Genomic DNA, 20,008 nt, shown 5'->3' with positions numbered 1-20,008 from the left:
GATTTTACCAGAGACCGTCCGGCCGTCTCCGGAAAATTGCTTAACAATTGTTAATGGATTACCAGGGTAAACATTTCATAACCTTCCACGAATCACTTAGAATAGTGGGCTTAATCATTTTATACGAGCCAGGAACGATGCCATGAGCAAGTCTGAAAACCTCTACAGTGCAGCCCGCGAGCTTATCCCCGGCGGTGTGAACTCCCCGGTCCGTGCCTTTACCGGCGTGGGCGGTACACCGCTGTTTATCGAACGTGCCGATGGTGCCTATCTGTACGATGTGGATGGCAAAGCCTATATCGATTATGTCGGCTCATGGGGCCCGATGGTGCTGGGTCACAACCACCCGGCGATCCGCAACGCGGTGATCGAAGCGGCACAGCGCGGATTAAGTTTCGGCGCGCCGACCGAGATGGAAGTGAAAATGGCAGAGCTGGTGACCGAGCTGGTGCCAACCATGGATATGGTGCGCATGGTGAACTCCGGTACCGAAGCCACCATGAGCGCCATCCGTCTGGCCCGCGGCTTTACCGGTCGCGACAAAATCATCAAATTCGAAGGCTGCTACCACGGTCACGCGGACTGCCTGCTGGTGAAAGCCGGTTCCGGCGCGCTGACCCTCGGCCAGCCGAACTCCCCGGGCGTACCGGCGGACTTCGCGAAGCATACCCTGACCTGCACCTATAACGATCTCGACTCCGTGCGTGCAGCCTTTGAGCAGTATCCGCAGGAGATCGCCTGCATTATCGTCGAACCGGTAGCGGGCAACATGAACTGCATTCCACCGCAGCCGGGCTTCCTGCAGGGCCTGCGGGCGCTGTGCGACGAGTTCGGCGCGCTGCTGATTATCGACGAAGTGATGACCGGTTTCCGCGTGGCCCTCGCGGGTGCGCAGGCCTATTACGACGTTGTGCCTGATCTGACCTGTCTGGGCAAAATCATCGGCGGCGGCATGCCGGTAGGCGCCTTTGGTGGCCGCAGGGAGGTGATGGACGCGCTGGCACCAACCGGCCCGGTCTATCAGGCCGGTACGCTCTCCGGTAACCCGATCGCCATGGCGGCCGGTTTCGCCTGCCTGACCGAAGTGGCGCAGCCGGGTATTCATTCCACCCTCACCGAGCGCACCACTCAGCTGGCAAACGGCCTGTTGGATGCAGCTGAAGACGCGGGTATTCCGCTGGTGGTTAACCACGTCGGCGGCATGTTCGGCATCTTCTTCACCGACGCGAAAACCGTGACAAGCTATCAGGACGTGGTGAAGTGCGACGTTGAGCGCTTCAAGCGTTTCTTCCATCTGATGCTGGAGGAAGGTGTCTACCTGGCGCCGTCGGCCTTTGAGGCAGGCTTTATGTCGGTCGCGCATAGCGAAGAGGATATCAACAACACTATCGACGCGGCGCGTCGGGTGTTCATGAAGCTCTGAGATGTGATTTGCCTGGTGCGGCCTGATGCCCTCACCCCGGCCCTCTCCCACAGGGAGAGGGTGCAAACATAAAAAACGGCAACCATGGGTTGCCGTTTTGCATTTACTTCGTAGGCCGGGTAAGGCGGAGCCGCCACCCGGCTTTTTTACCGGCTCTGTTTCCGCAGCAGATAGATAAAGTACGGCGCCCCGATAAAGGTGGAGAGCAGCCCCGCCGGGATCTGATACGGGAACAGCACCATCCGACCGCACCAGTCGGCAAACACCAGCAGGATCCCCCCCCGTTAACGCCGACATCACAATATGCGGCATCGTCCGGCGGAAGCCCATCATCCGCGCGATGTGCGGCGCCATCAGCCCGATAAAGCTCAGCGGACCAATGGTCAGGGTAGCGGTGGCCGTCAGCGACGCCGCCAGTAGCAGCAGGCCGATGCGCGAGGCGCTTAGCGCCATCCCCACCGAACGGGCCGTGTCGCCCCCCCAGCGGCAGTACCGTCAGCCAGCGACGACACAGCGGCACCAGCGCCAGCAGCACGATCATCGCCAGCCCGGTGCTCACCACCTGTTCGTTGGTGGCGTTATAGGTCGAGCCGGCAATCCAGGTCAGGATCTGCGCCATGCGCGGATCGCCGCTGGCCTGCAGCATCATAAGCAGCATGGTGAAGGCGGTGCTCAGCGCCATCCCCGCCAGCAGCATCCGGTGCGGCGAGAAACCACCCCGTCCGGCGGCAATCATGATGATCAGCAGCGTGACCGCCGCACCGATACTGCCCGCCGGCATCAGCCAGCCGAAGGCATTACCCGGCACAAAGAAGAGCATCAGCACCACGCCGAACGCCGCACCGGAGCTGATCCCCAGCACTTCCGGGCTCGCCATCGGGTTGCCGGTCAGACGCTGGATAATGCAGCCCGCGACTGCCAGCATCACCCCGGCAATCAGCGCGGCGAAAATTCGGGGAGCGCGCCACGGCAGCAGCTCATCGAGCATCGCCCCGCTCGCCCAGTGCCAGCCCCCCGGCATCCCGGCCAAACGCCAGGGCTGCAATGACCGCCAGCAGCAGCACCGCGCCGCCCGCCAGGGCAAACCACAGCACGTGATGACGCTCCGCCTGCACTTTATCTCCGGCGTTCATCGCCGGGGCGCTCATGCTGCGCAGGCGTGGCAGCAGCCACAGCAGCAGCGGCGCGCCAATCAGCGCCGTCACCGACCCGGTGGAGACCTCCATCCACACCCGCGTCAGCCAGAGGATCACCTGGTCAGAGAGCCAGAGGATCAGCGCGCCAATCAGCGGGGCGAGGATCAGGCGGGAGAACAAGCGCCGCGCGCCGAGCATTTTTGCCAGCAGCGGCGCGAACAGGCCGATAAACCCGATGATGCCCACCGCATTCACCAGCAGGGCGCTGATGACAATCGCCAGGGTCAGCGCCGCCAGACGGGCCAGCGACAGCGCCAGGCCGAGGTTACGCGCCACGCCATCGTCCAGCCCCATCAGGGTCAGCGGACGCAGCAGCAGTAGGGTCAGCAGCACGCCACCGAGCAGCTGCGGCCACAGACGCTGGACGATGCTCCAGTCGGTTTGCGTCAGCGTCCCGGTGCTCCAGAGGAACATGCTCTGCAGCTGGTCATGATGGAAAATCACTAACAGCTGGTTCACCGCCCCGCAGTAGAGGCTCACCACCAGCCCGGCGAGGATCAGCGTCACCGGCGAGAGGCGTTTGCCCCAGGCCACGCCAAAGACAATCGCCCCCACCACGCAGGCACCCACCAGCGCGGCAAACTGCGGTGCCAGCGCCCCCCGGCAGCGCCCACAGGGTGATGATGGTCATCCCCAGCTGCGCACCGGTGGCCACTCCGAGGGTGGTCGGCTCCGCCAGCGGGTTACGCAGCACCTGCTGGAACAGCACGCCCACCAGCCCCAGCCCGGCCCCCACCAGCAGCGAGATCGCCAGTCGCGGCAGCAGGCTGTAGTGGAACAGCATCTGTTGAATATTGTCGATATCCGGGGCGACCAGCGCGCTGCCCCACTGGCTGCGTGGCAGCGCAATGCTCAAGTTCCACCAGGTTAAGCCCAGCGCAACGACCAGCAGCAGGGTCATTAACAGCGCCGGGAAAAAGGCGATCCGTGACCTCATGCCTGACCTCCCAGCGCGCTATCCAGCACGCGGGCAAAGTGCATGGCCGACAGCGTCGCACCGTAGAACCACACCGCCGGGACGCGTTTGACGCGCTGCTGGCGGACAAACGGCATCGCCTGCCACAGCGGCGTCGCCATTAAGGTCTGCATCTCACGCTCGTTGCCGTGATCGAAGCACAGCACGTCCACATCGCGGAACATGGCCAGACGGTCGATGCCGACGGCGGTGCTGCCCCAGAAGGTCATCTCCCCTTCCCAGGCGTTTTTAATTCCATAGCGATCCAGCACTTCCTGGAACAGGCAGTTATTGCCAAACACCAGCATATGACGGGCATCGAGCAGGGTCACCATCAGCAGCGGGCGATCGCCCCGGCCGGCAAAACGCGGTTTGTAGCTGTCGATCACGCTGTCGAAATGATCCAGATGCTCGCGGGCCGCCGCTTCCATATTCAGCAGCTGCGCCATCTCGCTTAAGGATTTACGGGCGTTGATCAGCGGTTTTTTGCCGTCGCTAAAGGCGAACCCGCGCCCCGGGGCAATCCGCGCCAGCTTCTCTTCCGACGGACCATACCCGGCCGACCAGACCAGGTACGACGGTTTCATCTGGGTGAGCAGCTCGAGGTTAGGCTCGGTACGCAGGCCAATGTCGATCACCGTTTCCGGCAGACGCGGCTCGTTCACCCAAAGGGTGTAGTTGGGAATATCGGCCACGCCGTAGGGAGTAACGCCGAGCGCCAGCAGCAGCTCGACCGGCAGCCACTCGAGGGCCACAATGCGATGGGGATCGACGGCGGCGGCATGCGCCGTACCCATTTTCCACAGCAGCGGCGAGAGGGCCATGGCCGTCAACAGCCGACGACGGCTAATCATTAAATCAGGCATCAATAGACAAAGCTCACCGGTGCAGCTCCCGCAGGATGCGGCAGAATACCCATTGGAATTCCGTAGATGTGTTCCAGCGTTTCACTGCGCATCAGCTCGGCAGGCGTGCCCCGGGCAATCATCTCCCCGCCGCGCAGCGCCACCAGATAGTCGCAGTAACGCGCCGCCATATTGATATCGTGCAGCACCGCAATCACCGTCAGGCCGCGCTGCTGGCTTAAACGATGCACCAGCGCCAGCACGTCCACCTGATGGGCAATGTCCAGCGCCGAGGTGGGTTCATCCAGCAGTAAACAACGGCTGTCCTGCGCCACCAGCATGGCGATCCACGCCCGCTGGCGCTCGCCGCCGGACAGGCTATCCACCAGACGGTGGGCCAGCGGCTTTAACCCCACCAGCGCAATCGCCTCCTCCACTTTCTCGCGGTCGGCCACGCCGAAACGACCCAATGCGCCATGCCAGGGATAACGGCCAATCGCCACCAGCTCGCGAACGGTCATGCCCTCCGCCTGCGGCAGCTGCTGCGGCAGATAGGCCACCTTGCGGGCAAAGGCTTTACTGTTCCAGCTCGCCAGCGGCTGGCCGTCGAGCAGAATATCGCCCTCGGACGGTGGCTGATGGCGGCCAAGCATTTTCAGTAAGGTGGATTTGCCGGAGCCGTTATGGCCGATCAGGCCGGTCACCTGGCCTGCGGGAAAGGTCAGCGAAAGTGGATGCAGCAGCGTGCGTCCGGGAACGCGAAAGGAGACGCCGTCGAGCGCAAAGGTGGTATCGGACTGCGGGTTGTTTTCCTGCATGTTAGCCAACTTAAGTAAAGAAAAGGGCACGAAAAACGTGCCCAAGTTTAACGATTAGAAGCGGAAGGTCGCGGTCGCAACAACCTGGCGTTCTGCACCCCAGAAGCAGCCATAGGTGTTGAAGCAGCTGGCGACGTATTCACGATCCAGCAGGTTGTTGACGTGCAGCGCCACGTTCGAGCCCGCCATGCCAACGCGCGCCAGATCGTAACGGACCAGGGCATCCATCACCGCATAGCTGCCCACCTTGAAGGAGTTCGCCGGATCGCCATAGCTGGAGCTGGAGAAGCGACCGCCGGTACCCAGGGTCAGGCCAGAGAGCGCGCCATCATAGAAGGTGTAGTCACCCCAGAGGGAGGCCATGTGCTCCGGCACCTGCGCCGGGGTGTTGCCTTTGTAGGTCGTGTCGGTGGTGTACTCTACGTCGGTGTAGGTATAAGACCCCACCACGTTGACGCTGGCAGACAGTGCCGCTTTAGCTTCGATTTCCACACCACGGGCGCGGATCTCGCCGCCTTCAACCGAGAAGAACGAGCCCGCAGGATCGGCCATCAGGTTGTTGGTTTTGGTCAGTTGATACAGCGCACCGGTCAGGACGATCGGACGATCGCTCGGGACATACTTCACGCCCACTTCGTACTGCTTGCCTTTTGACGGAGCAAACGGCTTGCCTTGTGCGTCAGACTGGGAAGACGGCTCGAAGGATTCGCTGTAGCTGAAGTAAGGGGTGACGCCATTATCAAACAGGTAGTTAACCCCGCCACGCCAGGTGAACTGATTGTCATCACGTGATGCAGTGGTACCCGCAACGCGGTTAATGGAGTCCTGATCGGCCCAGTCGTAACGACCGCCCAGGGTGACCAGCACTTTATCCCACTGCGCCTGATCCTGGACGTAGAGACCGGTCTGCTGCTGTTTGTTCAGGATCTGATACGGGCCGGAGTTGTCCGGGTTTTGTGAGCCGAAATCGAAATCGCTATACACCGGATTGTAGAGATCCAGCAGCGGGACGGAACCGTCATAGCCGAACCAGGAGTTGATGTCGTTACGCATGCGCATAAAGTCAACGCCGGTCAGCAGGATATGGTCAACTTCGCCGGTAGCGAATTTGCTCTGCAGCTGGGTATCCACGGTGAAGTTTTGCAGCTTCTCATGGTCAACCACGTATTTACGCGCCAGGTAATGACCTTTGTCCGCAGGGGATAACGCGTTACACAGGGCGTTTCCGCTGTTCGCCGCATCGGAGCAGACGCCGTAACCGTAGACGCTGTTCTGCGAGGTTTTGTTCTCGGCAAAGCGCAGGTTCTGACGCACGGTGAAGGTGTCGTTAAACTCGTGATCGAAGCTATACCCGACCATTTTCTGGTTACGGGAATAGGTATTGTTCTTCGCCCCTTCGTTGAAGTCGGTCGACAGACGATCGCCGTTTGGCAGCGGATCAACCGTGCCCTCTTTCGGCAGCCAGCCGTAGTAACCGGTCTCCGGTTCGTTCTGGAAATAGGAGAGGAAGGTGAAGTTGGTTTTATCAGACGGACGCCAGGAGAAGGACGGCGCAATGGTATAACGCTGCTCTTCCGCGCGCTCCTGCTGGGCGTTGTTGGAACGCGCCAGGCCCGTCAGGCGATAAGAGTAAACGCCGTCATCATCCAGCGCATCGCTGAAGTCAAACCCGGTCTGGAACAGGCTGTCCGTCCCGACCTTGAACTGGATCTCTTTCAGCGGTTCGGTCAGCGGACGTTTGCTGACCATGTTCAGCAGGCCACCCGGGCTGCTTTTGCCGTACAGAACGGAGGTCGGGCCGCGCATAACTTCCGCGCGCTCGATCATATAAGGGTCAATTACCGCGTCGTTATAGAAGTTGCCCTGCATCTTCATGCCGTCAAGGTAGTTGTTCTGGCTTTGGCCATCGGCAGCAAAACCACGAATAATCAGGTAGTCATACGTATTAGACGCGCCGCGCGTGCCTACTGCCACCCCTGGCGTGTAGCTCAGTGCTTCTTTCACCGAGCGTGGCTGGTGCAGCGCCATCTCTTCCGCGGTCACCACGGAGATAGACTGCGGTACCTTCTCAATGGAGGTATCTGTCTTGGTCCCGGTGGCGGACTGGCGTGCTGCAATGGTCGCAGCAGGACCCCAGGCACTTTCCTGCGCAGCAGGCGCTGCGGTTACGGTGATGGTTTCTTCTTTTTTAGGGGTGTCAGCAGCCTGAGCGTAAGCAGACATGCCGCTAACCGCTGTGGCTACAACGACTGCGATTTTACGCAGCGAAGATTGCATTGGCTGAGCAGTTTTTGAATGCGCCATTGGTATGTCTCTGATGAAAGCGTGAATGATAACGTAAACGAGAATTATTATTATGACCGCAGCATATTATGCGAAACATTCACGGCATAGCAAGTGATATGCGCCCCTACAGGAATTGAGGGTATAAGAAATAAACAACGGAAAATGAAGGGTTAATAAACGGGGTTTTTACTGTTGGAGGGATGTTGAATTGAGGTGAAAAGCCCCTCTCCCGCAGGAGAGGGACTTTTTATCAGTTACCGCCGAACATATCCTTGATCCAGCCGGCGACGCCGTCACTGTCCTTCTTCTCATTCTGCTGCTGCGGCTGCTGCTGTTGTTGCTGCGGCTGCTGAGGAGATGACTGCTCGAACGGGTTACCCGTCGGCTGCGGCGCTGGCGCCTGGCACAGGGAGTCCGGATTGGTGGTCCAGACCGGAACGCTACGCATCCCGCCGCCACACACGAAGGTACCCGACTCATCCACGCCCATATCCACGATATCTTCCGGTGGCGTCAGGGTTAATGGAACCGGCGACTGGTTAGCCAGATAGCGCTGGTAAATCGACATCGCCCCGCTGGCACCGTACAGTTTCGTCGGCTGGTTGTTATCGCGGCCTACCCAGGTGATCACCACTTCACGTCCGTCGATGCCTGCAAACCAGGTATCGACGTTGTTGTTGGTGGTCCCGGTTTTACCCGCCAGATGCAGGCCCGGATACTTCGCGCCAAGCTGGCGACCGGTTCCGCGCTGCACCACCTGCTGCATGGTCCACAGGGTCATGTAGGCAGCCTGCGCCGGAACGGCACGCTCCGCCTGCGGGAAGCTCTGGTACAGCGGCGTGCCGTCTTCAGCAATCACCGAACGCAGCGCAGAGAGCGGAGCGCGGTTACCGCCGCTGGCGATGGTCTGGAACGCCTGCGCCACTTCAATTGGCGTCAGGTTCAGGGCACCTAACAGCATGGCCGGAACCGGATGCAGCTGATCTTTCGGCACGCCCAGCTTCAGCCAGGTATCGGTGACCGCTGGCAGACCCAGCGCCATCCCGAGGTTGACCGTCGGCACGTTCATGGAACGCGTCAGCGCGTCCACCAGCATCACCTGACCGCTGTACTGTTTGTCGTCGTTCTGCGGCGACCACACCTGGCCGTTCGGCTGGCGCAGGGCGATCGGGGCATCGGCAATCCAGGTGTTCAGACGATACTGGTTCGGCTGGCTCAGGGCGGTGAGATAGGTCGCTGGTTTTGCCAGAGAACCGATCGAACGGCGTGCCTGCATGGCGCGGTTGTAGCCCGCAAACTGCGGCTCTGCCCCGCCGACCATCGCCCGCACTTCACCGGTGGTGCGATCGACCACCACCATCGCGGTCTCAAGATCGCTCAGCTTACGCTGTTTTTTCAGCGCCGGAATGCCTTCCACCGCCGCTTTCTCTGCGGCGTCCTGCGCCACGGAGTCAAAGGTGGTGAAGATCTTCACGCCGGAGAGATCTTTAACTTTATCGCCCAGTTTGGTCTGCAGCTCCTGACGCACCATCTGCATAAAGGCAGGCTGCGGGGAGATCACGCCGCCGCGCGGCTGGACGCCTAACGGACGCGCGCTGAGCATGTCGTACAGCTCCTGGTCGATCACCTGCTGCTGTTGCAGCAGACGCAGGACCAGATTACGACGCTCCAGGGCCAGTTTCGGGTTACGCCACGGGTTGTAGATCGACGCCCCTTTCACCATGCCCACCAGCAGCGCCTGCTGGTCGAGGCTCAGCTCTTCCACCGGACGGCCAAAGTAGTAGAGGCTCGCCAGCGGGAAGCCGCGGATTTCATTGTCACCGCTCTGACCGAGGTAGACCTCGTTCATGTACAGCTCAAGAATGCGATCTTTGCTGTAGCGGGCGTCCATCAGCACCGCCATGTACGCTTCGTTGGCCTTACGCCAGTAGGAGCGTTCGCTGGAGAGGAACAGGTTCTTCACCAGCTGCTGGGTCAGGGTACTTGCCCCCTGCACCGTCCGTCCGGCTGTCAGGTTCGCCAGCACCGCACGGCCAATGGAGTACAGGCTGACGCCATCGTGCTCATAGAAGTGACGGTCTTCGGTCGCCAGCAGGGTATCCACCAGCAGATCCGGGAAACCGTTACGCGCGACGAACAGACGCTGCTCGCCGTTTGGCGAGGAGAGCATGGTGATCAGTCGCGGATCGAGACGGAAGAAACCGAACTGGCGGTTGTTATCCATGTTCTCGATGGTGTCGATATGATCGCCGTCGAAGGTCAGACGCGCGCGCACCTGCCCCTCTTTGCTGTCCGGGAAGTCAAACGGACGGCGGATCATCTCGATGCTTTTCGCCTGCACCGTAAACTCGCCGGGACGGGTCATCTTCGTCACCTGGCGGTACTGGGTGGCCTCCAGCAGCTTGACCATCTCATTCTTGCTGATGGTCATCTCCGGCTCGAGGTTGACCATTCGGCCATACACCGCCGCTGGCAGCTGCCAGACTTTACCGTCGATACGGCTACGGATCTTCTGATCCAGATAGACGCCGTAGATCGCCAGCAGGACGATGAAAACAATTAACAGCTTCAGCAGCAGCCAGAACCAGCCGCGCTTGCCGCGAGGTTTTCCTTTTTTGCCTTTCCCTTTACGTGGCACGGACGCTTCATCCTCATACTCATTATCAACGTCGTCATACTCCTCATCACTGAGGCGACGACGGCCTGCCTTTTCTTTCGCCGGACGCGTTGGTTTCCCTTTACGTCCTATTGGCTCGCGGTCATTCCCCGCCATGCTCTCTCTCCGCAACTATCAGGCGCAAAGGCCCGATTCTCAGTTCTTCCCCCCTGATGGAGGAAGAAGAAATCTCTCAAAATAAACCGCGTTTTCCCCCCTCTCCCCGTGGGAGAGGGTCGGGGTGAGGGCATCAGGCCGCTCGGTCCCCATTGCCGGGTGGCGCTACGCTTACCCGGCCTACAATGACCATCACGAATACTTTTTAGTCCGCCGGGTGGGCGCGGTATTCGCCGGATCGTCCGGCCAGACATGTTTGGGGTAGCGTCCCTTCATCTCTTTTTGCACCTCGCGGTAGCTTCCGGCCCAGAAGGCACCCAGATCGCGGGTGATCTGCAGCGGGCGCTGGGCCGGCGACAACAGCTCCAGCACCAGCGGCACACGCCCCTGGGCAATGGCAGGCGTGGTCGCCTCGCCAAACATCTCCTGCATCCGTACCGCCAGCGCCGGAGGATTATCCTCATGATAACGAATGGCTATCCGGCTGCCGGTCGGCACAGTGTAATGCCCCGGAAGCTCAGTATCCAGACGTTGACGTAACGACCAGTCGGTTAAGTTCTGTAACGCCGCCTTAACATCCAGTGATTTCAGGGCGCGAAGCGAATGCACGCCCTGCATTTGCGGCAGCAGCCACGTCTCGAGCGACGCCAGCAGCGAGGCTTCATCCACCGCCGGCCAGTCAAACTCCGGCAGCCACTGCGCCGCACAGTGCAGGCGGATCCGGTACTGCTCCGCCTCCGGGGTCCAGTTCAGCACGTTGAGCCCTTTGTCGCGAATGCCGTTAAGCATCGCCTGGTGCAGCTCCTCTTCCGAGGGTTTCGCCAGCGGTTTGACGTTCACCGTCAGCCGGCCAATCTGTGCCCGGCGAAAGGCCTTCAGCGTGCCCTGGGTATCGTCCCACTCAACGGTGTCAGACTGTTCCACCAGGCCCGGTGAGGCCGCGATCAGGGCCTCGATATCCACGGCAACGGCCTGCAAAATACGGGCATCGGGTGACTGACTGCCCTGCAACAGCAGCGGAGCAATCAACCACTCGTGGCGGGTCATGGCGTCGTCGCTCTGCAGCATCGCCCCCATGCCGTTCGCCAGCTGATAGCGCCCGTCGAGCCCGCGGCGGCGGGCAATCCGGTCGGGAAACGCCTTTGCCAGCAGCGCAGGAATGCAATGGCTGTCCGGCGCTCCGCCGCGGCTGTTGAGGCGCGAACTTAACTGCCGGGCGCGCTGCTGCCACTCCGGCTGATTGCGGGAGAAGGCCTGGGCCAGATCGCTGCTACCGCCTCGCGGCGGCTGTTCAAGGATAGCCGCCAGTTTTGCCGCCGTCGCAATTTCGTCTTCGCCGACCGCGCTGACCAGCATCGCCGCCAGCCGCGGATCGTTGCCGAGCTTCGCCATCTTCTGACCAAAGGCGGTGAGTTGTTCCCCCGCCAGCGCCCCAAGCTGGGTTAACAGACGGCGGGCCGCAGCAAGATTAGTCGCAGGCGGCAGATCCAGCCAGCTCAGCTGGGAAGGATCCCGACAGCCCCACTGCAGCAGCTCCATCAGCAGGCCACTGAGATCGCTTTGCAAAATTTCCGGCGTGCCCTGGGCCGCCGCGCGTTCGGCCTGCTCAAACGGCGTCAGGTGCAGGCAGATACCCGGCTCCAGTCGCCCGGCTCGCCCGGCGCGCTGGGTCATCGAGGCCTGGCTGACGCGCTGGGTCAGCAGGCGGGTCAGGCCGGTGCGCGGATCGAAATTCGCCACCCGCTCCTGGGCTGAATCCACCACCAGCCGAATGCCTTCGATGGTCAGGCTGGTTTCGGCGATATTGGTCGCCAGCACCACTTTTCGCTGTCCGGCTGGCGCGGGCAGGATCGCCTTACGCTGCTCGGTCAATGACAGCGCGCCATACAAGGGACAGAGCACCACGTCGTCGGCCACCCGACGGGCGAGCTGCTCCTGCACGCGCTGGATCTCGATCACCCCCGGCAAAAACAGCAGCAGCGAGCCTGACTCCTGACGCAGCAGTTCGGCGGTAGCGACCGCTACCGCTTCGTCGAAACGCAGCTGGGTGGAGAGCGACTGATAGCGCCGCTCAACCGGAAAGGTGCGCCCCTCCGAGACGATAGTGGGCGCGTCAGGCAGCAGGCGCTGGAGCCGATCGTTATCCAGGGTCGCGGACATGATCAGCAGCTTAAGATCCTCGCGCAGCCCCTGCTGGACATCCAGCAGCAGCGCCAGGGCCAGATCCGCCTGCAGGCTGCGCTCGTGGAACTCATCGAGGATCACCAGCCCGACGCCGGTCAGCTCGGGATCCTGCTGTAACATGCGGGTGAGGATCCCCTCGGTCACCACCTCCAGCCGGGTATTGGCCCCCACACAGGTCTCGGCCCGCATCCGGTAGCCGACCGTCTCCCCCGGTTTTTCCCCCAGCAGATCCGCCAGCCGCTGCGCCACGTTGCGGGCGGCGATCCGCCGCGGTTCGAGCAGAATAATTTTGCCGTTAATCTCCCCCTGGGCCAGGATCTGCAGCGGCAGCCACGTCGACTTGCCCGCACCGGTAGGCGCAGTAAGCAGAACCTGGGGGGGCGTGTTGTAACGCGAGGAGAAGATCGGGAAGGACAGCGGCGACCGGCAACAGGGACACGAATGGCTCCAGAGGGTTAACTTTAGACGGCGTACATTGTAGCATCGCCACAATTCATTACCGAGTGCCCCGTATGTCTGAGTCGAAAAGGCTGTTTTTTGCCATTGAAATGCCGGCCCCGATCCAGCGCCAGATCGTGCGCTGGCGCGCCGATTCCTTTGCCCCGGAAGCGGGCCGTCCGGTGGCCGGGGCAAACCTGCATCTGACGCTGGCGTTTCTGGGCGATGTCAGCGAGGAGAAACGTCAGGCGCTGGCGGCCATGGCCGGACGCATCCGCCAGCCGGGGTTTACCCTGACGCTGGACGATGCCGGTCAGTGGCTGCGTTCGCGCGTCGTCTGGCTCGGCACGCGCCAGCCGCCCCGGGGATTATTGCAGTTAGCCAATATGCTGCGGGCCCAGGCGGCGCGCAGCGGCTGTTACCAGAGCCCGCAGCCGTTTCATCCGCATATCACCCTGCTGCGCGACGCCAGCCACGCGGTGGCCATTCCGCCGCCGGGTTTTCAGTGGGCGTTTCCGGTGAATGAATTTGTCCTCTACGAGAGCCGTTTTACCGGCGGGCGCACGCGCTACACGCCGCTCCAGCGCTGGCGGCTTACCGAATAACAAGGAATCTGTATGCAGTTTACCCCTGCCCTCCAACCCGCCACGCTGGTGCAACGCTACAAGCGTTTTCTGGCCGACGTGGTGACGCCTGAAGGCGAAATGCTGACCCTGCACTGTCCCAATACCGGCGCCATGACCGGCTGCGCCACGCCCGGCGATACCGTCTGGTACTCCACCTCCGAAAATATCAAACGCAAGTACCCCCACACCTGGGAAATAACCCAGACCGCCGACGGAGACTTTATTTGCGTTAATACGCTGCGGGCCAACCAGTTGGTCAAAGAGGCGATTACTCTGGATTTAATTCCTGAACTGCGCGGCTACAACACCTTAAAAAGCGAAGTGAAATATGGTGCTGAAAGCAGCAGAATCGACTTTATGTTGCAGGCAGAGGATCGACCCGAGTGCTATATTGAAGTGAAATCAGTGACGTTAGCTGAAAGGGATAACGGCTACTTTCCGGATGCGGTGACGCTGCGAGGGCAGAAGCATCTCCGGGAGTTGATAAGTATGGCGGCGGCGGGCAAGCGAGCGGTGCTGTTATTTGCGGTATTGCACAGCGCAATTGAACGATTTTCACCCGCCCGCCATATTGACCTTAAGTACGCGCAACTGTTGAATGAGGCACAAAAGCAGGGGGTAGAGGTTTTGGCTTATAAAGCGGAACTTTCTGCCGATAATATGACTCTGAGATCCGCTCTTCCCGTCTCGTTATAAAAGGGGTTGAGCGTTGTTTATTAAGTGTTCTGGTCGTGTGCGCAAATACGCTTTTCCTCACAGGCTTGTCAAGTGTTACGTTTAGATAATTGCCATACGGAAAAGCATCTGCTATTTATAGCGGCCTGATTTTTCCCCCAACACGGGGATCGATAGTGCGTGTTAAGGAGAAGCAACATGCAAGAAGGGCAAAACCGTAAAACATCGTCCCTGAGTATTCTCGCCATCGCTGGGGTGGAGCCGTATCAAGAGAAGCCGGGCGAAGAGTATATGAACGAAGCCCAGCTGTCGCACTTCAAGCGAATTCTTGAAGCATGGCGTAATCAACTCAGGGATGAAGTGGATCGCACCGTTACTCATATGCAGGACGAAGCAGCTAACTTCCCGGATCCGGTAGACCGTGCCGCCCAGGAAGAAGAGTTCAGCCTCGAACTGCGTAACCGTGACCGCGAACGCAAACTGATTAAGAAGATTGAGAAGACGCTGAAAAAAGTCGAAGACGAAGATTTCGGCTTCTGCGAGTCCTGCGGTGTCGAAATCGGCATTCGTCGTCTGGAAGCCCGTCCAACAGCCGACCTGTGCATCGACTGCAAAACGCTGGCAGAAATCCGCGAAAAACAGATGGCCGGTTAATTCCGACCCTGTCGAAACGCTATCACAGGCGGGAGTCTTCTCCCGCCTGATTACTTTCTGCGCTGTGTGATTATGCCTGCTGACTATATTGGGCGCTTCGCGCCATCCCCCTCTGGCGAACTGCATTTTGGCTCGCTCATTGCCGCGCTTGGCAGCTATCTGCAGGCCCGTGCCCACCAGGGTATCTGGCGCGTGCGTATTGAAGATATTGACCCCCCGCGTGAAGTTCCCGGTGCAGCAGAGACCATCCTGCGTCAGCTGGAACATTACGGCCTGCACTGGGACGGTGACGTCCTGTGGCAGTCTCAGCGTCACGATGCCTATCGCGAACGCCTGGCCTGGCTGCATGCCCAGGGACTCTCTTACTACTGCACCTGCACCCGCGCGCGCATTCAGAGCGTCGGCGGCGTCTATGACGGCCATTGCCGCACCCTGCATCACGGCCCGCAAAACGCGGCAGTGCGCGTAGTGCAACAGCATCCGGTCACCCGCTTTACCGACCAGCTCCAGGGCGAACTCCACGCCGATCCACGGCTGGCGGACGAAGATTTTATTATCCATCGCCGGGACGGGCTGTTTGCTTACAATCTGGCGGTGGTGGTGGATGACCATTTCCAGGGGGTAAACGAAATTGTCCGCGGGGCCGATCTTATCGAACCGACCGTGCGACAGATTTCGCTCTACCGGCTGTTTGGCTGGCCGGTGCCGGACTATATCCATTTGCCGCTGGTGGTGAATGAAAAAGGGATGAAACTCTCGAAACAGAATCATGCCCCCGCATTACCGACGGGCGATCCTCGCCCTGTTCTTATCAATGCTTTACAATTTCTAAACCAGGATGTAACACATGAGTGGCAGGATCTGCGAACCGAAGAATTACTGGAAAAAGCGGTGGCCCAGTGGTCGCTAAACCGCGTGCCGAAAATCCAGCATTCTCAAATGCGTCTCGCTGAGCTATGATTAGCCGCTATTTTTTGTCCTGAATTCTGAAACACACACTACCGAGGTGTACTATTTTTACCCGAGTCGCTAATTTTTGCCGTAAGGTGCTGAGCCGCGATGAGAGCATGGCGGATGACGTCATTGTTCAAAACACGATGTCGGTTATTCCGCGCGAGCAGCATGCTATTTCCCGCAAAGATATCAGTGAAAACGCCCTGAAGGTCCTTTATCGTCTGAATAAAGCTGGCTATGAGGCGTATCTCGTTGGTGGCGGGGTGCGTGACTTACTGTTGGGCAAAAAGCCAAAAGATTTTGACGTGACCACCAGCGCCACGCCTGAGCAGGTGCGTAAATTATTCCGCAACTGCCGCCTGGTCGGTCGTCGCTTCCGTCTCGCCCACGTCATGTTTGGGCCCGAGATCATTGAAGTGGCAACCTTCCGTGGTCACCACGAAGGCACGCCATCAGACCGGACGACCTCGCAACAGGGTCAGAACGGCATGCTGCTGCGTGACAACATCTTTGGCTCTATCGAAGAAGATGCCCAGCGTCGCGATTTCACCATCAACAGCCTTTATTACAGCGTGGCTGACTTTACCGTCCGCGATTTCGTGGGTGGGGTACCGGACCTGAAAGCCGGGGTGATCCGTCTGATCGGCAATCCGGAAACGCGCTACCGTGAAGATCCGGTGCGTATGCTGCGTGCCGTGCGTTTTGCCGCCAAGCTGGATATGCAGATCAGCCCCGAGACCGCCGAGCCGATCCCACGCCTGGCCACGCTGATCAACGATGTGCCCCCGGCGCGTCTGTTTGAAGAGGCGCTGAAGCTCCTTCAGGCGGGCCACGGTTTTGCCACCTATCAGCTGCTGCGCGAATACAGCCTGTTCCAGCCCCTGTTCCCGACCATCACGCGTAACTTCACCGAAAAAGGTGACAGCGCGATGGAACGCATCATCGACCAGGTGCTGAAGAATACCGATAACCGCATTCAGAACGACATGCGTGTTAACCCGGCATTCCTGTTTGCTGCGATGTTCTGGTATCCGCTGCTGGAAACGGCGCAGAAGATTGCCCAGGAAAGCGGTCTGGCTTACTACGATGCCTTCGCGCTGGCCGCCAACGACGTGCTGGATGAAGCCTGCCGCTCGCTGGCGATCCCGAAACGCATTACCACGCTGGTGCGTGATATCTGGCAGCTTCAGCTGCGGATGTCCCGTCGTCAGGGTAAACGCGCCTGGAAGTTAATGGAGCATCCTAAATTCCGCGCGGCTTACGATCTGATGGCCCTGCGTGCCGAAGCGGAAAACAACTGCGAGCTGCAGCTGCTGGTGCAGTGGTGGGGTGAGTTCCAGGTTTCGGCACCACCGGCGCAGAAAGACATGCTGGGCGATCTCGATGAAGATCCGGCTCCGCGTCGTCGTCACCGTCGTCCACGCAAGCGCGCTCCGCGTCGCGAAGGCGCGGCATGACGCTGGCGTATATCGCCATTGGCAGCAATCTGGCCTCTCCGCTGGAGCAGGTCAATGCTGCCGTCCAGGCGCTGGGCGATATCCCGCAGTCCCGCGTTGTCGCCCTCTCCTCGTTTTACCGCACACCTCCGCTGGGGCCCCAGGATCAGCCCGACTACCTGAATGCCGCCATCGCACTCGACACAGCGCTCAGCGCCGAAGCGCTGCTGGACAACACCCAGCGCATCGAGCTGCAGCAGGGTCGCGTGCGCAAAGAAGAGCGCTGGGGACCGCGCACCCTCGATCTGGACATCATGCTGTTTGGTGATGCGGTGATTAACACCGAACGCCTGACGGTGCCGCACTACGACATGAAGCGCCGCGGCTTTATGCTCTGGCCGCTGTTCGAAATCGCCCCTGATCTGATCTTCCCCGACGGCGAAAGCCTGAGCGCCCTGCTGACGCAGCTGAACGCCGAAAAACCCGCCCGCTGGTAACAGCAAAATTTTATTGATTAACCATAAAATATTTGTGGTTAATCGGTTGCCTAAAATCATTGTTCCCTCGAATGTTACTGTTAGAATGCGCAAAGATTCGCTTTGGGCTATCAGGAAACAGTATGAAACCAACCACCATCGCTACCCTGCAGAAATGCAAACAGGACAAGCAGCGCTTCGCCACCATTACCGCCTATGACTACAGCTTCGCCAAACTCTTTGCCGAAGAGGGCATTAACGTCATGCTGGTTGGCGACTCGTTAGGGATGACGGTCCAGGGACATGACTCCACGCTGCCGGTGACGGTAGAGGATATTGCTTACCACACCCGGGCGGTGCGTCGCGGAGCACCCGCCTGCCTGCTGCTCGCCGACCTGCCGTTTATGGCTTACGCCACGCCGGAGCAGGCGTTTGCGAATGCCGCCACGGTGATGCGCGCCGGGGCCAATATGGTCAAAGTGGAAGGCGGTGCCTGGCTGGTTGAGACCGTCCGCATGCTCACCGAGCGCGCAGTGCCGGTCTGCGGCCATCTGGGATTAACCCCGCAGTCGGTCAATATCTTTGGCGGCTATAAGGTGCAGGGACGCGGCGACGCCGCCCAGACGCTGTTTGATGATGCGCTGGCTTTAGAAGCCGCGGGCGCCCAGCTGCTGGTGCTGGAGTGCGTGCCGGTTGCGCTGGCGAAACGCATCACCGACGCGCTTACCATTCCGGTGATCGGCATTGGTGCCGGTAACGTTACCGACGGCCAGATCCTGGTGATGCACGATGCCTTTGGCATCACCGGCGGGCATATCCCGAAATTTGCGAAGAATTTCCTTAGCGACGCAGGCGACATGCGCGGCGCGGTCAGGCAGTATATTGCCGACGTTGAATCGGGTGTTTACCCGGGTGAAGAACACAGTTTCCAGTAAGGAGTCTTGTTGTGCTAATCATTGAAACCCTGCCGCTGCTGCGCCAGCACATTCGCCGTTTGCGCCAGGAAGGTAAACGTATCGCGCTGGTGCCTACCATGGGCAACCTGCATGACGGCCACATGAAGCTGGTGGACGAAGCCAAAGCCCGCGCCGATGTGGTGGTGGTGAGTATTTTCGTTAACCCGATGCAGTTCGACCGCGCCGACGACCTGGCGCGCTACCCGCGCACGCTGCAGGAAGACTGCGAGAAGCTGAAAAAGCATAAGGTGGATTTTGTCTTCTCCCCTGCCCCGGCGGATATCTATCCGAAAGGCACGGAAGAGGCCACCTTTGTCGACGTGCCGGGTATCTCCACCATGCTGGAAGGGGCCAGCCGTCCGGGTCACTTCCGCGGCGTCTCCACCATCGTCAGCAAGCTGTTTAACCTGGTGCAGCCGGATATCGCCTGCTTCGGCGAGAAAGATTTCCAGCAGCTGGCGCTGATCCGCAAGATGGTGGCCGACATGGGCTACGACATCGACATCGTTGGCGTGCCGATCGTGCGGGCCAAAGACGGCCTGGCCCTGAGTTCGCGTAACGGCTACCTCACCGCCGAACAGCGTAAAATCGCCCCGGGTCTGTACAAGGTGATGAGCACCATGGCGACCCAGCTGAAAAACAAAGAGCTGAGCAGCGAAGAGATCGTGGCCCTGGCGGAACAGGCGCTGAACGATGGCGGCTTACGGGCTGACGATGTGCAGATCCGCGATGCCGACACCCTGCTGGCGCTCTCCGCTGACAGCAAACGCGCGGTGATCCTGGTGGCCGCATGGCTTGGCCAGGCGCGTCTGATTGATAACACAGTAGTTGAACTGGCTCAGTAAGCGCTGAGCATATCCATGCTAACGGATTAGTTTTCATCAGCCCCTTCTTCGGGAGGGGATACGACAAAGAGTTAAGGTAACGTCATGATTCGCAAAATGCTGCAAGGTAAGCTTCACCGTGTGAAGGTCACGCAGGCCGATCTGCATTACGAAGGCTCCTGCGCGATAGATCAGGATTTTCTCGACGCAGCGGGTATTCTTGAAAACGAAGCCATCGATATCTGGAACGTGAGTAACGGCAACCGTTTCTCAACCTACGCTATCGCGGCTGAACGTGGTTCTAAAATTATCTCCGTCAACGGTGCGGCAGCGCACTGCGCCAGCGTGGGTGACATCGTCATCATCGCCAGCTTTGTCATGATGTCCGATGAAGAAGCGCGCCGCTGGCAGCCAAAAGTGGCGTATTTTGAAGGGGATAACGACATGAAACGTCTCGCGAAAGCGATTCCGGTTCAGGTCGCCTGATCG

The 20,008-nt window shown here is 59.9% G+C and carries 14 protein-coding genes and 2 pseudogenes; 10 read left to right on the top strand and 6 right to left on the bottom strand.

Annotated elements, in window-relative coordinates; genetic code table 11:
• Nucleotides 1–142: 142 nt before the first annotated feature.
• A complete protein-coding gene (gene hemL, locus AAHB66_RS04000) occupies nt 143–1,423 on the top strand; it encodes a glutamate-1-semialdehyde 2,1-aminomutase (protein ID WP_347115284.1) in 1,281 nt (426 codons plus the stop codon).
• Between the two features lie 146 nt (nt 1,424–1,569).
• On the opposite strand, the pseudogene fhuB reads toward hemL, so the two are convergent.
• From fhuB to hrpB, 6 genes and pseudogenes are all read right to left on the bottom strand, one after another.
• Nucleotides 1,570–3,556: pseudogene (gene fhuB / locus AAHB66_RS03995) on the bottom strand (Fe(3+)-hydroxamate ABC transporter permease FhuB).
• The gene (fhuD, locus tag AAHB66_RS03990) at nt 3,553–4,443 is read right to left on the bottom strand and encodes a Fe(3+)-hydroxamate ABC transporter substrate-binding protein FhuD (protein WP_347115283.1); all 891 of its coding nucleotides are present in this window, start codon (nt 4,441–4,443) and stop codon (nt 3,553–3,555) included. Before fhuD ends, fhuB begins: the two are co-directional and overlap by 4 nt.
• Nucleotides 4,440–5,237, bottom strand: coding sequence for a Fe3+-hydroxamate ABC transporter ATP-binding protein FhuC (gene fhuC / locus AAHB66_RS03985; RefSeq protein WP_347115282.1), 798 nt, complete (start codon nt 5,235–5,237; stop codon nt 4,440–4,442). Before fhuC ends, fhuD begins: the two co-directional genes overlap by 4 nt.
• Before the next feature lie 54 nt (nt 5,238–5,291).
• Nucleotides 5,292–7,541: a ferrichrome porin FhuA gene (gene fhuA / locus AAHB66_RS03980; protein WP_347115281.1), complete on the bottom strand. Its 2,250-nt coding sequence runs from the start codon at nt 7,539–7,541 to the stop codon at nt 5,292–5,294.
• A gap of 232 nt (nt 7,542–7,773) precedes the next feature.
• Complete coding sequence (gene mrcB, locus AAHB66_RS03975; protein WP_347115280.1) at nt 7,774–10,296, bottom strand: bifunctional glycosyl transferase/transpeptidase; 2,523 nt, start codon at nt 10,294–10,296, stop codon at nt 7,774–7,776.
• Between the two features lie 192 nt (nt 10,297–10,488).
• Nucleotides 10,489–12,919 (bottom strand): annotated as a pseudogene (hrpB, locus tag AAHB66_RS03970) (ATP-dependent helicase HrpB).
• A 73-nt stretch (nt 12,920–12,992) separates the two neighbouring features.
• On the opposite strand from hrpB, the gene thpR reads away from it, so the two are divergent.
• From thpR to panD, 9 genes are all read left to right on the top strand, one after another.
• Nucleotides 12,993–13,523 carry an RNA 2',3'-cyclic phosphodiesterase gene (gene thpR, locus AAHB66_RS03965; protein WP_347115279.1) on the top strand — a complete coding sequence of 177 codons (531 nt, stop codon included), beginning with the start codon at nt 12,993–12,995 and terminating at the stop codon, nt 13,521–13,523.
• A 12-nt stretch (nt 13,524–13,535) separates the two neighbouring features.
• On the top strand, nt 13,536–14,240 hold the full coding sequence (sfsA, locus tag AAHB66_RS03960) for a DNA/RNA nuclease SfsA (RefSeq protein WP_347115278.1): 705 nt from the start codon (nt 13,536–13,538) through the stop codon (nt 14,238–14,240).
• Nucleotides 14,241–14,417: 177 nt separating this feature from the next.
• On the top strand, nt 14,418–14,873 hold the full coding sequence (gene dksA, locus AAHB66_RS03955; RefSeq protein ID WP_012016093.1) for an RNA polymerase-binding protein DksA: 456 nt from the start codon (nt 14,418–14,420) through the stop codon (nt 14,871–14,873).
• Nucleotides 14,874–14,945: 72 nt separating this feature from the next.
• Complete coding sequence (gene gluQRS, locus AAHB66_RS03950) at nt 14,946–15,833, top strand: tRNA glutamyl-Q(34) synthetase GluQRS (RefSeq protein ID WP_347115277.1); 888 nt, start codon at nt 14,946–14,948, stop codon at nt 15,831–15,833.
• A gap of 53 nt (nt 15,834–15,886) precedes the next feature.
• Nucleotides 15,887–17,284: a polynucleotide adenylyltransferase PcnB gene (pcnB, locus tag AAHB66_RS03945; protein WP_347116419.1), complete on the top strand. Its 1,398-nt coding sequence runs from the start codon at nt 15,887–15,889 to the stop codon at nt 17,282–17,284.
• Nucleotides 17,281–17,760: a 2-amino-4-hydroxy-6-hydroxymethyldihydropteridine diphosphokinase gene (gene folK, locus AAHB66_RS03940; protein ID WP_347115276.1), complete on the top strand. Its 480-nt coding sequence runs from the start codon at nt 17,281–17,283 to the stop codon at nt 17,758–17,760. Before pcnB ends, folK begins: the two co-directional genes overlap by 4 nt.
• 122 nt (nt 17,761–17,882) lie before the next feature.
• Nucleotides 17,883–18,674: a 3-methyl-2-oxobutanoate hydroxymethyltransferase gene (panB, locus tag AAHB66_RS03935; RefSeq protein ID WP_347115275.1), complete on the top strand. Its 792-nt coding sequence runs from the start codon at nt 17,883–17,885 to the stop codon at nt 18,672–18,674.
• An 11-nt stretch (nt 18,675–18,685) separates the two neighbouring features.
• On the top strand, nt 18,686–19,540 hold the full coding sequence (gene panC / locus AAHB66_RS03930; RefSeq protein ID WP_307762491.1) for a pantoate--beta-alanine ligase: 855 nt from the start codon (nt 18,686–18,688) through the stop codon (nt 19,538–19,540).
• 84 nt (nt 19,541–19,624) lie between these two features.
• Nucleotides 19,625–20,005, top strand: a complete 381-nt coding sequence (panD, locus tag AAHB66_RS03925; RefSeq protein ID WP_337016943.1) for an aspartate 1-decarboxylase — start codon at nt 19,625–19,627, stop codon at nt 20,003–20,005.
• The last annotated feature ends 3 nt before the right edge of the window (nt 20,006–20,008 follow it).

This window comes from Leclercia sp. S52 (assembly GCF_039727615.1).
In the GTDB taxonomy this organism is placed as follows: Bacteria; Pseudomonadota; Gammaproteobacteria; order Enterobacterales; family Enterobacteriaceae; genus Enterobacter; species Enterobacter adecarboxylatus_B.
Note: the sequence above shows the minus strand (reverse complement) of the source record. Positions and strands in the feature narration are given on the sequence as shown.